This window comes from Ferruginibacter sp. SUN002 (assembly GCF_050611725.1).
GTDB lineage: Bacteria > Bacteroidota > Bacteroidia > Chitinophagales > Chitinophagaceae > Ferruginibacter.
This window is the reverse complement of record NZ_JBODJB010000001.1, coordinates 260,134-273,991: the sequence shown is the minus strand read 5'-3', so window position 1 is coordinate 273,991 and position 13,858 is coordinate 260,134. Positions and strand designations below refer to the sequence as shown.

Genomic DNA, 13,858 nt, shown 5'->3' with positions numbered 1-13,858 from the left:
CAACAGCAAAACTAAATAAAAAACCGACTAATAATCGTACTCTCTTTTAAAAATATTTAATCTTACTCCTGCACTTATTACAGAATTGTTGGTAGATAAATTGTCAAGTTTATATTTTCTATACTGAAATGTAATGTCGAAAAACAGGTTTTCTTTGAATTCATAACTAACCTGGGCAATAGCATTCAGGCAGTTCACTTTTTTGCCACCGGCAACATCATAGCCTTCATCAATATTGTATCTGTCTGTTTCAGAGTTACTTCTGAAAATGTTTACACCTGCATTGTATCCGGTACTGTCAAGCCCCTGATTATAGTAGATAGCCCTGGCCGTGATGTACCATTTGGGTGCCGGTTGATATTTTATAATACCGATAAACTCCTGAAAGTTTGCTCCCAAAGGATGAGCCAGCGGCTGGTTGTAATGAGTATAATTCGAAATTGAATCTGTATGAGAGTAGGTATATGGTCTTACTCTATTGGTTTCAATCTGTACATCTAAATTAGAAATACCGAATGCATCAATATATTTAGCACCTAACTGTAATCCCCATTTATTTGCCCACCAGCCTTTACCTTCTTTTATTTTACTCAGCTTAAATTCATCCAATAAAAATTGTCCGTAAAATTGGAAACGATTCAGGGCATTGGCTTTAAAATTGAATCCTGCAAGAGCATTGTCGGGACTGCCGATGGTGCCTTCAATATGACGAAGGAAAATGATCGGGTTCAGGTATTGAAAATCAAAATGGTTCTTTCTGCCGAAAATAATGCCTTCAAATAATCCAAGCGTAATAGACTTGCTAACGTTAACGCTTAGGTGATGCATGGCAGCGTATTTTCTATCAAGCAATTGATCGCCGGTTATTGATTTGAATTGGGGCATCAATTCCATGAAAAGGTTTTGATAGTTCAGCTTCCATATTTTAGTATTGAGTTTCAGGAATAAATTACTATTACCCCAGTCACTCAAAAACAAACTACGGTAACCATCACCAATAAAATTCTTGTCATAACCAAATTGTATGTCCACATATTTGGCTGCGTTCACTGTAAAATAGCCTCTTCCATCAAAATAATCGTAACCGGTAGTTTTAAAGGGTTTATAAAAACCATTGCCGGGAACAGCTCTTAGTGTTGTTACTTTTTCTTTAAAAAATGATGGACCACGTTCCTGGTTATCGGTAATGGTAGAGGAAAAGCCGATCTTTTTTCCGATCAAGCCTCTCAAGGTTACACCTCTTGTACTTACAAATAATTTTTCATCATTATTCTGTTCTTTTCCAAATTGAAAACCAATAACAGGATTTACCGACAAATAGAAATTTTTATTATCTACTTCATATAAATTGGCCTTGGTTTTATAAAAATTATCCAGCACCGGGGTTTTGCTGAGGAATGATGCTTTGTCGCCGGTGTACCATTCGCTGTTATTCATGTAAATGCTGTTCAGGTTATATATGTCTACCTTACTTTTTGGTGTTTTTCCATTATTGATAAAGGCCGCCTGTTCTACAATGCTTTTTCTGCTGTATGGTTTGATGGTAGAGAAATTCAGTTCGGTATTTACCTGATTTTTGATCTCCATTCTATCCATAAAATGATATATCTTATTTCCTTCGGGCAAATAAGTTGATTGAGCCGTAGCAAAAAACGGACAAATAAAAACAAGAAGTTTGGCTAAGCTTTTAATAATTTGCATCCTAATAAGTTTGTTTTAACTGATATATTATTATTCAAGATATGCAAAAATACCTTTTTAAGAACATTCAGGTTGTAAATGAAGGGCAAATCAGTACCCTGGATGTGTTGATAGACAATGAAAGAATAGAAAAAGTTGCTCGGCTCATCAACATAAAAGAAAATGTGATCGAGATCAATGGGGAAGGTAAATTTTTATTACCCGGCGTTATTGATGATCAGGTGCATTTCAGAGAGCCAGGCCTTACACATAAAGCAACTATTTATACAGAAAGCAAAGCGGCTGTAGCTGGCGGTATTACAAGTTTTATGGAAATGCCCAATACAGTTCCCAATGCTTTAACCATAGATTTGCTGGAAGATAAATACACCATTGCGGCCAATACATCGCTGGCTAATTATTCTTTTTTCATGGGTGTGTCAAACGATAATGCTGATGAGGCGCTAAGAGTAAATGGTTTGAAAGATAAAATTTGCGGCATTAAGATTTTTATGGGCTCCAGTACTGGGAATATGTTGGTAGACAGATATACTACACTTGAAAAAATATTCAGTGAAAGTGAAGTGTTGATAGCAACACATTGTGAGGATGAAAAAATTATAGCTGCCAATGCAGCCCGAATACTAAAAGAAAAAGGCTACTACAGTGTTTCAGATCATCCATTGATTAGAGACGCAGAAGCATGTTTTGAATCTTCTTTATCGGCCATACAACTGGCGAAGAAATTCGATACTCGTTTACATATTCTTCATATCAGTACCGAAAAAGAGTTACAGCTTTTCAGCAATATGTTGCCTTTGAAAGAAAAACGCATCACGGCGGAGGTTTGCGTACATCATTTGCATTTTACTTCAGATGATTATGCGGCATTGGGGTATAAGATAAAATGTAATCCTGCAATTAAAGCTCCCAACAACAAAGCAGCTTTGTGGGAAGCATTGTTAGATGACAGATTGGATGTGATAGCAACAGATCATGCTCCGCATGCTTTATCTGAAAAAGAACCACCTTACGAAAAAGCACATTCAGGTCTTCCATTGGTGCAGCATTCTTTACCGTTAATGTTGCATTACCACAAACAGGGAAAAATATCACTTGAAAAAATAGTGCAGAAAATGAGTCACGCTGTGGCCGATTGCTTTCAGATAAAAGATAGAGGCTACATACAGGAAGGCTATTTTGCCGATCTGGTTATGGTGGATATGAATACAGCCAATACCGTTAGTAAACAAAATATACTCTACAAATGCGGCTGGAGCCCTCTCGAAGGCTTTACATTTCCGGCAACTATAGAAAAAACTTTTGTAAACGGTCATTTAGTTTATGGAAATGATATGTGGAATGAATCACTAAAGGGAAAAAGGCTATCGTTCGACCGATAAGTTAATATTAAATATACAATCTTACATATTCAATACTAATGGAGATAGATAAAGTAACGCTTACCGACCTTTCTATTATGGATGGAGGAGATGATCTTTCTATCTTCAACAAACTTGATTTTTGCAGAACCCTTCCGGGCAGGGAAAAATTATTTGAAAATTTTACTACTCCGCTCAAAACTATTGAGGAGATAGTGAGCATACAGGATACATTGAGATGTATCATGGCAAAAGCAGATATATGGCCAACGCAGATCAGTAATGGGTCAATCATGGTCATTCAGAAATTCTATCATACCACCATTGATCAAATACCGGCCAACCCTTCATCGTTTTCAGCGTATAGTTACAGACTATTACATGGTCCTGATTTTCACCTTGTAAAATATTCGGCGCAACATGCTTTTGATTTTATTAAAGGCCTTCAGTTAACAGTTGCACATTTTTTAAATGATAATACACCGGCTGCATTAAAGAATATCTTACTCAGAGTAAAAAAGATCATCGATAAAGAGCAATTTCGGATCATTGAAAAGCATGAGAAAGTAAGTTCACTAACCTTGGGCCAACAATTGCATTTGGCACACTTTATTCGCTATAATTACAAACAAAATATGTTTGATCTGCTGGATGCTTATTTCCAGTTAGATGCATGGTATGGTATGGCCATGGCTGTAAAGCAGTTTGGTCTTGTATTCCCTGAATTTGTGCATAGCGATGAGCCTGTAGTTAAAGCAAAGGGACTATACCATCTATTGTTAGAAAAGCCCGTTGATTATTGTATAGAGTTGAATCCGCAATCAAATTTTATTTTTTTGACAGGAGCTAATATGGCCGGAAAAAGTACTTTTATAAAATCAGTTGGTTCAGCTGTTTTTCTGGCACATATTGGCATGGGTGTACCTGCACAACAAATGCAATTAAGTTTGTTTGATGGTATGTTAAGCAATATCAATGTTGTAGATAATATTGTAAAAGGAGAAAGTTATTTTTACAACGAGGTACAACGAATAAAAGCTACCATTAATAAAATAACGGATAAGCGTAAATGGTTAATACTGATCGATGAATTGTTTAAGGGTACGAATGTTGAAGATGCTATGAAATGTTCATTAACAGTTATCGAAGGAATGCTGAAGATCAAAAACTCTCTTTTTATTCTGTCAACTCATTTATATGAGATCGGCGAAGGATTGAAAAAATACCCCAACATCAGTTTCAACTATTTTGAAACATCAGTCACGGATAATCAACTGAATTTTAGCTATCATTTGAAAGAGGGGATCAGTAATGACCGACTTGGTTATCTTATTTTAAAAAGAGAAGGCGTAGTGGATATCTTGGATAAACTGTAGAGCACATTTTAAAAATCCTTATCTTACATCACCTTTCCCCTTGATCTTCCTCGATAGTTTATTTTAATTTTTTAAGGATGTTAGTTAAAACATATGGCAGTGCTGTATTTGGTGTAGATGCTATTACAGTTGCAGTGGAAGTTAGTATTAATAATCAAGGTAAATCCGAAGCGGTTATTGTCGGGTTACCGGATAGTGCTGTGAAAGAAAGTATGCTGAGAGTTGAGAGTGCAATAAAAGACAACGGCTATTTTATGCCTCGTACAAGGCTCATTGTAAATCTTGCCCCTGCCGATGTTCGTAAAAGCGGTACTGCGTTCGATCTGCCGATTGCATTGGGTACTTTAGGAGCAAGTGAACAATTGGATAATGCAGAGAAGTTGATCGACTATGTCATTATGGGAGAACTTAGTTTAGACGGTACCGTTAGACCTATTAAGGGGGCGCTGCCCATTGCCATACAGGCTAGAAAAGAAAATTTCAAAGGACTGATCGTTCCCCAGCAAAATGCACGAGAAGCTGCGATGGTGAATAATTTAAATGTGTACGGTGTTACTCATTTAAATGAAGTGATCGATTTTTTTAAAGATGAAAATACTTTAGAACCTGTTATAGTTAATACCAGAGAAGAATTTGCACAAGCGCAAAGCGATTTTGAAATTGATTTTTGCGATGTGAAAGGTCAGGAAAACATTAAACGGGCTTTAGAGATTGCTGCGGCAGGCGGTCACAATGCAATCCTGATCGGCCCTCCCGGTGCAGGAAAGACCATGTTGGCAAAGCGTTTGCCGACCATTTTGCCACCGCTTTCTTTACAAGAAGCATTGGAAACAACCAAGATACATTCTGTTGCAGGTAAGCTTCCTGAAAATGCTACATTAATTTCTAAACGACCATATCGTTCACCACATCATACCATCAGTGACGTAGCCTTGGTCGGAGGTGGAGGTAATCCGCAACCTGGTGAAATTTCTTTAGCACACAATGGTGTTTTGTTTTTAGATGAATTACCGGAGTTTAAAAGAACCGTATTGGAAGTAATGCGTCAACCGATGGAAGAAAGAAGAGTGACCATCAGCCGAGCAAAAGTCGCATTGGACTTTCCTGCAAGCTTTATGTTGGTGGCAAGCATGAATCCTTGCCCCTGCGGATTCTTTAATCATCCGGAAAAAGAATGTACTTGCCCTCCCGGTGCAGTACAAAAATATCTCAACAAAATATCCGGCCCGTTACTCGATAGAATTGATCTGCATGTTGAAGTAACACCCGTAGCTTTCAGCGAATTGTCGTCTGCACAACAGTTTGAGAAAAGTGTAAAGATCAGAGAACGGGTCATCGGTGCAAGAGAAATTCAGGCAATACGATATAAGGACAATGAAGGCGTTTATGCCAATGCACAAATGAGCAGTAAGATGCTGAAAGAAATTTGTGTGATAGATACGCCGAGTCAAAATCTACTTAAAACAGCAATGGAAAAACTGAATTTGAGCGCAAGAGCCTACGATAGAATTCTGAAGGTAAGCCGTACAATAGCCGATCTTGCTGCCAGCGACGAAATTAAGCCCGAACACCTGGCAGAGGCTATACAGTACAGGAGCCTGGATAGGGAAGGTTGGGCAGGGTAAGTGCATTTTTGTTAAGCCAACCTTAATTCGATCCGCTTAACCCAATGATGTAGGTATTTTGCTTAATTTTATGAATTGTAATACTTTAAATTCCAATCAAAACAATAGAATCAATGCTCAAATCTTTTTTTTCTATCATATTATTAAGTCTCTCATTATCAGGTATTGCTCAATCCGGCAACTTGGTAAAATGGAAATTTTCCGCAAAAAAGATATCCGCTACAAAGTATGAATTGCACATGACGGCCAATTTACCTGCCGGTTGGCATATCTATTCGCAGAATATGGCTGATGGCGGCCCCGAGCCGACTAAGTTTACTTTTGCAAAAAATGCATTGGTAGCAAACAATGGCAAGCCCAAAGAAGTTGGTAAAATGATCAAGAGCCACGACGAAAATTTTGGCATTGATGTAAAATATTATTCTACTAAAGTTGATTTTGTACAGACAGTAACATTGAAAGGAAAAATTAATACAAATGTTTCCGGAGATGTGTATTATATGATCTGCAACGATTCAAAATGTTTACCACCAACCACAACTAATTTTAATATTGCCTTAAAATAATGCAATGCGTAAACTGCTAACGGTTGTTTTATCTTTTCTTACTACATTTTTGTTTGCACAAGAGAAACCCGTTGCGTTTAAATTCCTTGAAAAAACAGATTCTGCAGGGAAACACCAACTGGTCATTCGTGCTACAATTGCAAAAGGAGCCAAACTCTTATCTACAAAAGATATTCAAGGGTTCGATGGTGTAAAGACTTCGATTAGCTTTGATTCGTCTTCAATAAAAAAAATGTACGGCGGTTTAATCCTGCTTACAAAACCGACCGAAGAAAAGTCAGTTCTTTTAGGCGAGCAAACAATTGAATACTTTATGGATTCTGCTATTTGGTTGCAAGCTATTAATGTAGCTAAAGGCGATAGCTTTAGAATAAAAGGAGAGATCACTGCTTACGTTTTATCAGGAGAAGACTTGAATAGTTTTTCCTATCCTATCTCAAAGGAATTTGTTTTTAAAGAAAAAGCAATAGCTGTTTCAACGGATAGCAAAACTGTAACAGGATGGTTACTGGCAGGAATATTGGCAGGGCTTATTGCTTTTCTTACACCTTGTGTCTATGCACTTGTACCCATTACCGTTAGTTTATTCTTAAAAAGAAGTGAAAGTCCTGCCCAAGGGAAAACAAATGCCTTATTTTATTCTTTTTCAATTACTGCAATTTATGCTTTAGTAGGGATTCTATCTGTTCTGTTTGTACCGCAAACGGTATGGAACAATATTTCTACAAGCTGGCAATTCAACCTCTTTGTATTTGTGCTCTTTGTTGTTTTTGCTATTTCTTTTTTAGGCGCATTTGAAATAAACCTTCCATCTTCCTGGGCAAATAAGGTTGACAGTAAATCTAATTTCAAATCTTATTCAGGTATTTTCTTCATGGCATTGACATTGGTGGTTGTTTCATTTAGTTGTACCGGTAATTTTGTTGCTTATTTGTTGGGTGTTGCTTCTAAAACAAATAAATATGCAGCAATAGCAGGAATGAGTGGTTTTGGCTTTGGGCTAGCATTACCATTTGCAGTGTTTGCTTTCTTTCCTTCATTAGTAAAAGAAATATCCAAACCGGGGGCATGGCAAAAAAGATTAAAAGTTTCATTGGGTATTTTAGAATTAGCTTTTGCTTTGAAATTTTTAAGTAACGTTGATATACAACTAGGAACTTTCTTACTTACAAGAAATATTTATTTACTCATTCTGATTGGGCTATTCGCTTTTTTAACGCTTTACTTGTTGGGGATTTTCAATAGAAAAGGGGGAAGTATTTTACCCGCTAAAAACGCAGACAAAAAATTTGTACCAATCCCGAGATTTATTTTTGCACTAATATTTTTAGGTATTACCATTTATTTGGTTCCCGGATTATGGGGGGCTCCACTCAATCCCATTAGTGGCTTGTTGCCTCCTTACGGAACTGAAGAGTATGCCATCAATGGTGTGAAAGGTCAATCAAAATATAAGATCAAACCTGTAAAATATGTGAATGAGCTGAAGAAGAATGAATCGGCAGCTGCTACAAGTGCCGGCCTCGAAACTTTCTTCGACTATGATGAGGCTATGGCAGCTGCTAAAGAACAAGGCAAACCTTTAATGATAGATTTTACCGGTATAGTTTGTCCTAATTGCCGAGAATTTGAAAACCGGGTATGGACAAAGCCCGATGTAATGGATAGAATGAAAAATAAGTTTGTTGTAGCTTCTTTGTTCGAAGATTTTAATCAGGAGTTGCCTGATAGTGAAAAACGATTTTCTTCTTTATTAGGTTCACAGCTTAATACCGTGGGTGATAAATTTAAAGAGCTCTCTATTAAACTAACCGGAGGCATATCTCAACCGAATTATGTTTTTCTGTATCATGATGGAACAAAGATCATAGATAAAGGTTATGGTTATGACGATGTCCAAAAAAAGGGAACCGATGATTTTGTAAAACACCTTGATCTGGCGCTTGAAAAATTCCATAAACAGTAAATTTATTTGTAATCGCTTCTTTTTCAATGTTTAGACATTGATTTGCCAATGGATTATTTCCACTAATTTTGCAGCATGAAACTTTTACTACAATATTTAAAGCCATACAAATGGCTGGTAGTGCTTACACTGGTATTAGCTGCTATCAATATCATCTTTTCATTAATTGATCCTATTCTCTTTGGAAGAATCATACAGTTGGCTGAGAAGTATGTTGAGAATGAAAAAACGGCAACTGCTTATACCTGGGATTTTTATTTCTGGGCGGTAATGAAAATATTATTGCTATCTATGGGTACTGCTATGGTAAGCAGAATTGCGAAGAACTTTCAGGACTATTTTGCGAATGTGATCATTCAAAAATTCGGGGCAACTATTTTTACGGATGGATTGAAACATGCAATCAGACTTCCGTATCAGGAATTTGAAGATCAACGCAGTGGCGAAACACTGAGTATTCTTACTAAGGTACGTACAGACACAGAAAAATTCATCAACTATTTTTTGAATGCATTGTTTGCGATCGTTGTAGGTATTGGTTTTGTTTTTGTGTATGCTGCAATCAATATACACTGGAGTGTTCCTGTTGCTTATATTATCGGTGTTACATTACTGACCTGGGTTACCAATGTTCTAAGTAAAAAAATTAAGATCATACAAAAGGAGATCGTTAATAAAACGACTTCACTGGCAGGCAGCACTACGGAAAGTTTGCGTAATATAGAGTTGGTAAAGAGCCTTGGTCTTGCAGATCAAGAGGTAAAACGTTTGAATAACAATACGTATAAGATCTTAGGTTTAGAACTTACAAAAGTTAAACGTGTTCGTAGTATCAGCTTTTTACAAGGAACCATCGTTAATACATTACGTCAGTTTATTTTATTCTTATTAATGTGGTTAATTTTTAAAGATGTAATGAAGCCACATGAACTGGTAACGATGCAAATATTTTCGTTCTTTATTTTTGGTCCGTTGCAGGAAATCGGTAATATTTTATTGAGCTACAGAGAGGCTGAAGCATCTTTAAACAATTATCATAACCTGATGCAAAAAGCTCCGGAAGCAACGCCGCAAAATCCTAAACATTTGGGTGGTATAGAAACATTAGCATTTAATAACGTGGGATTTAAACATCAAACAGCCAGTCAAAAAGCGATCAATGATATTAGTTTTAGTGCTAAGATCGGTGAGACAATTGCATTTGTTGGTCCGAGCGGAAGCGGTAAATCTACATTAATGAAATTGCTGGTAGGTTTATATCGTCCTCAGGAAGGGAAAATACTTTACAATGGTATTGATGAGAATTCGATGGACTTTAATGATCTTAGAAATCAAATAGGTTTTGTAACGCAGGATACACAACTTTTCAGCGGAACAATAAGAGAGAATTTAATGTTTGTGAATCCAAATGCAACTGATGCTGATCTGTATGATGCATTGACCAAAGCATCTTGCGATGGTTTGTTAGAAAGAGCTGAAAAAGGATTGGATACATTGATCGGAGAAGGGGGATTTAAATTATCCGGTGGAGAAAAGCAGAGGTTGTCTATTGCCCGTGCGTTAATTCGTAAACCGCATTTACTAATTTTCGACGAAGCTACTTCTGCTTTAGATTCTTTAACTGAAGAAGATATTACCAATACGATCAAACAAATTTCTGCGCTAAAAGAACAGATCACTATTTTAATTGCACATAGATTAAGCACTATTATGCATGCCGATAGAATTTATGTGTTGGAAAGAGGAGATGTAGTTGAAACGGGCACACACGAAAGTCTGGTTGAAGAAAAAGGGCTCTATTATGCAATGTGGCGTCAGCAGATCGGAGAAAGAAAGAAAATGCAGGTGGTGTAAATTATTTTTTTAATTGAAGATAGGCCCACGCTGTAAATGGAAATATCAAAAAGGTCAATAACGACCACCATCCAATAAAAAAGGAAACGGCGATAGAAATAATTAAAAGATAGATCGGATACAATATCATTAAAAGACTGACTACTACGGAATCGTAGTGGTCATTTTTTTTTGTGGCTTTAGCGGAAAAACTTTTAACAGGCAAATACAATGGCAAATGGAATAAATAACCAATTGCAGCAGGTAAACAAAGCAATATTTTTTTTGTAAGTGAAGCCGGTCTGGCAAAATGTTTTTCAATACCAACAGTATCATTAATATCAAATTCTAGTACAAGTTCTGATAATTGCTCATTAAGTCTACTATTAAAGTTGACAATATCTTTTCCAAATGATTCTGCAGAGTATTTAAAATTCTCTGTACTAATGATCTCTCCAAAGTTTAATTCTATTGTTTTACCAAATCTTTGAAATGAATTGTAATTAATTCCCAACGGTAATATTTTTAACGGAATGCCATTGTCCCAACTGCTGAAAGTTAGTCTGGCTGTACCTTTCTTTAATGGTCGTAAGTGCCATTCATTGATGCATCTGCCTTCGCTGAAGATCAATACAACACCATTTTTTTTAAAGATCTCCTTGCAAGTTTCAAATGTTTTGTAATTGTGCTCTAGGTTTTCTGCTCCTTCACTAATGCGATAAACGGGAAGAATGTTCATAGCATTCAACAGTCGGGTATAAAAATTATTTGCGAATGCATCACCTCTTGCTAATGAATATACCGGCTTTTTAAAGATGGTTGCAAGAATGATGGCGTCTAAAAATGAGTTGGGGTGATTAGCAGCAATTAGTAATGGGCCGTCTTCATTTAAAAATTTCTTTTTATTGATCGTAATATGTTTACAATAAAAGTGTATTGCAATAGCAGCAGGAAGTTTTAGTATTGAGAAGAGCAATGTTTGTGCGTTTTAAGTTGCTAATTTAACTGTGGGTCTGTTGGGAAGTTGACCATTATTTCATAATTACCACCGAGGTGTTTAAGGCTATCTTTCCAAATATCATCGGGGTTGTTGTGAAAAATTAGTTTTCGGGTAGCAGCCACGGTTAACCAGCTTTTTTCATTTAGCTCACCATCTAATTGATCCTTTCCCCAACCGCTGTAACCTATAAAGAAGCGAATCTTACTAAAATCTATCTGATTGTTTTTTACAAGTGTGGTAAGTACTTCAAAATCGCCACCCCAGTAAACACCTTTTATGATTTCCTGTGAATCAGGAATTTGATCCGGGTACTGATGTATGAAATGCACCGTATCCATATTTACTGGTCCGCCGCAATATACGGGTATGGGGTAACCTTCAAAAGAAGTGATTAATTCATCCAGTGTATAATCGAATTGTTTATTAAGAACAAAACCAAAACTACCTTCTTCATTGTGTTCACACATCAACACAACTGTACGCATGAAATTGGGGTCTTTCAGGAAAGGGTCTGCAATCAACAATGTACCGGTTGCTGGTTCAATCATGTACCTAAAGTACTTGATTATTTGCTTCAATTAAAATATTTTTAAATAAATTTTATTCATGCTATGTTGTAAACCTTCGTTAAATTTATATCTTGTATATTAACTGCCACTTTATTAAACCTTAGTGATTTACCTTTGCGCTAATGAGAAAAATTTTTCCCATAATTACTGTATTGATACTGTTTTCGTTACTCGGCATCATTTTTTTTCAAATATTATGGATCAAAGGGGCTTTGGAGTCAGAGGAAAAAAAATTCACAGATCATGTAAGCATGGCCACTTATCAAGCATCAGAAGATCTGGTACAGCATAAAGGCAATCTTTTCCCGAATGATAAATTTCAGTTGGAGTTTTTTAAGCCATCTATAACGCAGCGTTATACAATGGATGAAATTAAAGCCATCATCCGTAGAGCATTTGACAGACAACATTTGCAAAAAATTCCTTTCGAATTTGCCATCAGTTCCAATTCTATTATTGGCGAATCTGTTCAGTCAGAAAATTTTTTTAAAGCCAACGCTGATTCGATCAATAATATGCAACAGGTTATTCCATTGGAGTCGCCTGGTGGTAGTTTAACTGAAGGTATATCTCCGCAGGAATTGTTGATCATTATTGTACCACATGTTAAGAGTTTCATATGGCGTTCTATGACATGGTTGATCGTTGGTGCTGTTCTTTTTACCGTTATTATTATTACAGCATTCTTTCTAACTGTAAGAGCATTATTGAAACAAAAAAAATTGAGTGAGATCAAATCTGATTTCATCAATAATATGACGCATGAATTTAAAACACCGTTGGCAACTATTTCTCTTGCTGTAGATGCTTTAAAGAATGATAAAGTGATCAATGATACTGAACGTACCAATTATTTTACCGGCATCATCAAGGAAGAAAACAAACGCATGAATAAACAGGTTGAAACAATTTTGCAGGCAGCCTTGTTAGATAAAAAAGAAATTCAACTCAACTTAAAGAAAGTGTCTGCACATGATCTGATCACCGGAGCATTAAATAATATTGCATTGCAAATTGCAGAGAAGCAAGGAAAGCTGGACTTAATGCTGGATGCAAAGGATGATCTTATTTTTGCAGACGAAGTACATTTTACAAACCTTGTAAGTAATTTATTAGATAACGCTATCAAGTACTCGAAAGATGAAAATCTTCAGATAAAGATGAGTACACAAAATGCAGGTAACTACTTCAAATTAAAGATAGAAGATAACGGTATTGGTATGAGTAAAGAAACATTGCATCGTATCTTCGAAAAATTCTACCGGGCACATACCGGTAATATCCACAATGTAAAAGGCTTTGGCCTTGGCTTGAGTTACATTAAAACCATGATCGATGCACATCAGGGAACAATTAAAGCCGAGAGTGTATTGGGCAAGGGGAGTACGTTTACTGTTAGTTTTCCGTTGGTGAAATAGTTTTTCAATGCCTGAAAATACGATCAATATCCATTTTTTATTGCTTCTTCTTCAGTTATTAACTCACTAATAAATTCTTCAAAAGAAGTTGCGACAAAAGTATATTCTTGACTTCCATCATCAAATGGATTTAATCAGATTTCTCCATAACTATTTGAGTGGATAGAAACATTATAATCCCATCCCTCAGGATCTGTCGCAAATGGGATAAAGTCTGTTGTGCCATTCTCTAAATGACCATTATAAATAGTTTCAATAGAACCTCCGCCTAAACCTCATCTGTTTTATTCAGCTTCCCTCTATCCACAAGCTATCCACATCAATTCACATATAACTCACATATTCAATTCGTTAGAAATGGCCTTAAAGCTATGCCTATACTCACTATAAGGCACAAAAATCCTTGTGGATAAAAATGTATTACCTAAAAATGCATATAAAGT

The 13,858-nt window shown here is 36.2% G+C and carries 10 protein-coding genes; 7 read left to right on the top strand and 3 right to left on the bottom strand.

Translation table 11 applies throughout. The annotated features are described in order from the left end of the window. Positions 1-27 precede the first annotated feature (27 nt). Complete coding sequence (locus ACQ33O_RS01140; RefSeq protein WP_430993706.1) at positions 28-1,701, bottom strand: hypothetical protein; 1,674 nt, start codon at positions 1,699-1,701, stop codon at positions 28-30. A gap of 41 nt (positions 1,702-1,742) precedes the next feature. On the opposite strand from ACQ33O_RS01140, the gene ACQ33O_RS01135 reads away from it, so the two are divergent. The 6 genes from ACQ33O_RS01135 to ACQ33O_RS01110 all read left to right on the top strand — a co-directional run bounded on the left by ACQ33O_RS01135 (position 1,743) and on the right by ACQ33O_RS01110 (position 10,449). Then, entirely contained in the window at positions 1,743-3,083 is a 1,341-nt protein-coding gene (locus ACQ33O_RS01135) for a dihydroorotase (protein WP_430993705.1), read from the top strand. A 38-nt stretch (positions 3,084-3,121) separates the two neighbouring features. Continuing rightward, entirely contained in the window at positions 3,122-4,438 is a 1,317-nt protein-coding gene (locus ACQ33O_RS01130; RefSeq protein ID WP_430993704.1) for a MutS-related protein, read from the top strand. Between the two features lie 77 nt (positions 4,439-4,515). Further along, positions 4,516-6,063, top strand: a complete 1,548-nt coding sequence (locus ACQ33O_RS01125; protein WP_430993703.1) for a YifB family Mg chelatase-like AAA ATPase — start codon at positions 4,516-4,518, stop codon at positions 6,061-6,063. Between the two features lie 113 nt (positions 6,064-6,176). Further along, complete coding sequence (locus ACQ33O_RS01120; protein WP_430993702.1) at positions 6,177-6,629, top strand: protein-disulfide reductase DsbD domain-containing protein; 453 nt, start codon at positions 6,177-6,179, stop codon at positions 6,627-6,629. 4 nt (positions 6,630-6,633) lie between these two features. After that, positions 6,634-8,595 carry a thioredoxin family protein gene (locus tag ACQ33O_RS01115; protein ID WP_430993701.1) on the top strand — a complete coding sequence of 654 codons (1,962 nt, stop codon included), beginning with the start codon at positions 6,634-6,636 and terminating at the stop codon, positions 8,593-8,595. Between the two features lie 75 nt (positions 8,596-8,670). Continuing rightward, positions 8,671-10,449, top strand: coding sequence for an ABC transporter ATP-binding protein (locus tag ACQ33O_RS01110; protein ID WP_430993700.1), 1,779 nt, complete (start codon positions 8,671-8,673; stop codon positions 10,447-10,449). 1 nt (position 10,450) lies between these two features. Here the strand turns inward: ACQ33O_RS01110 and ACQ33O_RS01105 are convergent, their stop codons facing one another. Both ACQ33O_RS01105 and ACQ33O_RS01100 read right to left on the bottom strand, forming a co-directional pair. Further along, positions 10,451-11,404 (bottom strand): 1-acyl-sn-glycerol-3-phosphate acyltransferase, encoded by a 954-nt coding sequence (locus ACQ33O_RS01105; RefSeq protein WP_430993699.1) that lies wholly within the window; start codon positions 11,402-11,404, stop codon positions 10,451-10,453. Positions 11,405-11,424: 20 nt separating this feature from the next. Continuing rightward, entirely contained in the window at positions 11,425-11,976 is a 552-nt protein-coding gene (locus tag ACQ33O_RS01100; RefSeq protein WP_430993698.1) for a YqgE/AlgH family protein, read from the bottom strand. Positions 11,977-12,119: 143 nt separating this feature from the next. On the opposite strand from ACQ33O_RS01100, the gene ACQ33O_RS01095 reads away from it, so the two are divergent. After that, positions 12,120-13,415 carry a sensor histidine kinase gene (locus ACQ33O_RS01095; RefSeq protein WP_430993697.1) on the top strand — a complete coding sequence of 432 codons (1,296 nt, stop codon included), beginning with the start codon at positions 12,120-12,122 and terminating at the stop codon, positions 13,413-13,415. The last annotated feature ends 443 nt before the right edge of the window (positions 13,416-13,858 follow it).

What these genes read in the sequence shown, in the direction of transcription:
- ACQ33O_RS01140 (WP_430993706.1), bottom strand. Translation starts at nt 1,701, where the DNA reads ATGCAAATTATTAAAAGCTTAGCCAAACTTCTTGTTTTTATTTGTCCG.
- ACQ33O_RS01135 (WP_430993705.1), top strand. Translation starts at nt 1,743, where the DNA reads ATGCAAAAATACCTTTTTAAGAACATTCAGGTTGTAAATGAAGGGCAA.
- ACQ33O_RS01130 (WP_430993704.1), top strand. Translation starts at nt 3,122, where the DNA reads ATGGAGATAGATAAAGTAACGCTTACCGACCTTTCTATTATGGATGGA.
- ACQ33O_RS01125 (WP_430993703.1), top strand. Translation starts at nt 4,516, where the DNA reads ATGTTAGTTAAAACATATGGCAGTGCTGTATTTGGTGTAGATGCTATT.
- ACQ33O_RS01120 (WP_430993702.1), top strand. Translation starts at nt 6,177, where the DNA reads ATGCTCAAATCTTTTTTTTCTATCATATTATTAAGTCTCTCATTATCA.
- ACQ33O_RS01115 (WP_430993701.1), top strand. Translation starts at nt 6,634, where the DNA reads ATGCGTAAACTGCTAACGGTTGTTTTATCTTTTCTTACTACATTTTTG.
- ACQ33O_RS01110 (WP_430993700.1), top strand. Translation starts at nt 8,671, where the DNA reads ATGAAACTTTTACTACAATATTTAAAGCCATACAAATGGCTGGTAGTG.
- ACQ33O_RS01100 (WP_430993698.1), bottom strand. Translation starts at nt 11,976, where the DNA reads ATGATTGAACCAGCAACCGGTACATTGTTGATTGCAGACCCTTTCCTG.
- ACQ33O_RS01095 (WP_430993697.1), top strand. Translation starts at nt 12,120, where the DNA reads ATGAGAAAAATTTTTCCCATAATTACTGTATTGATACTGTTTTCGTTA.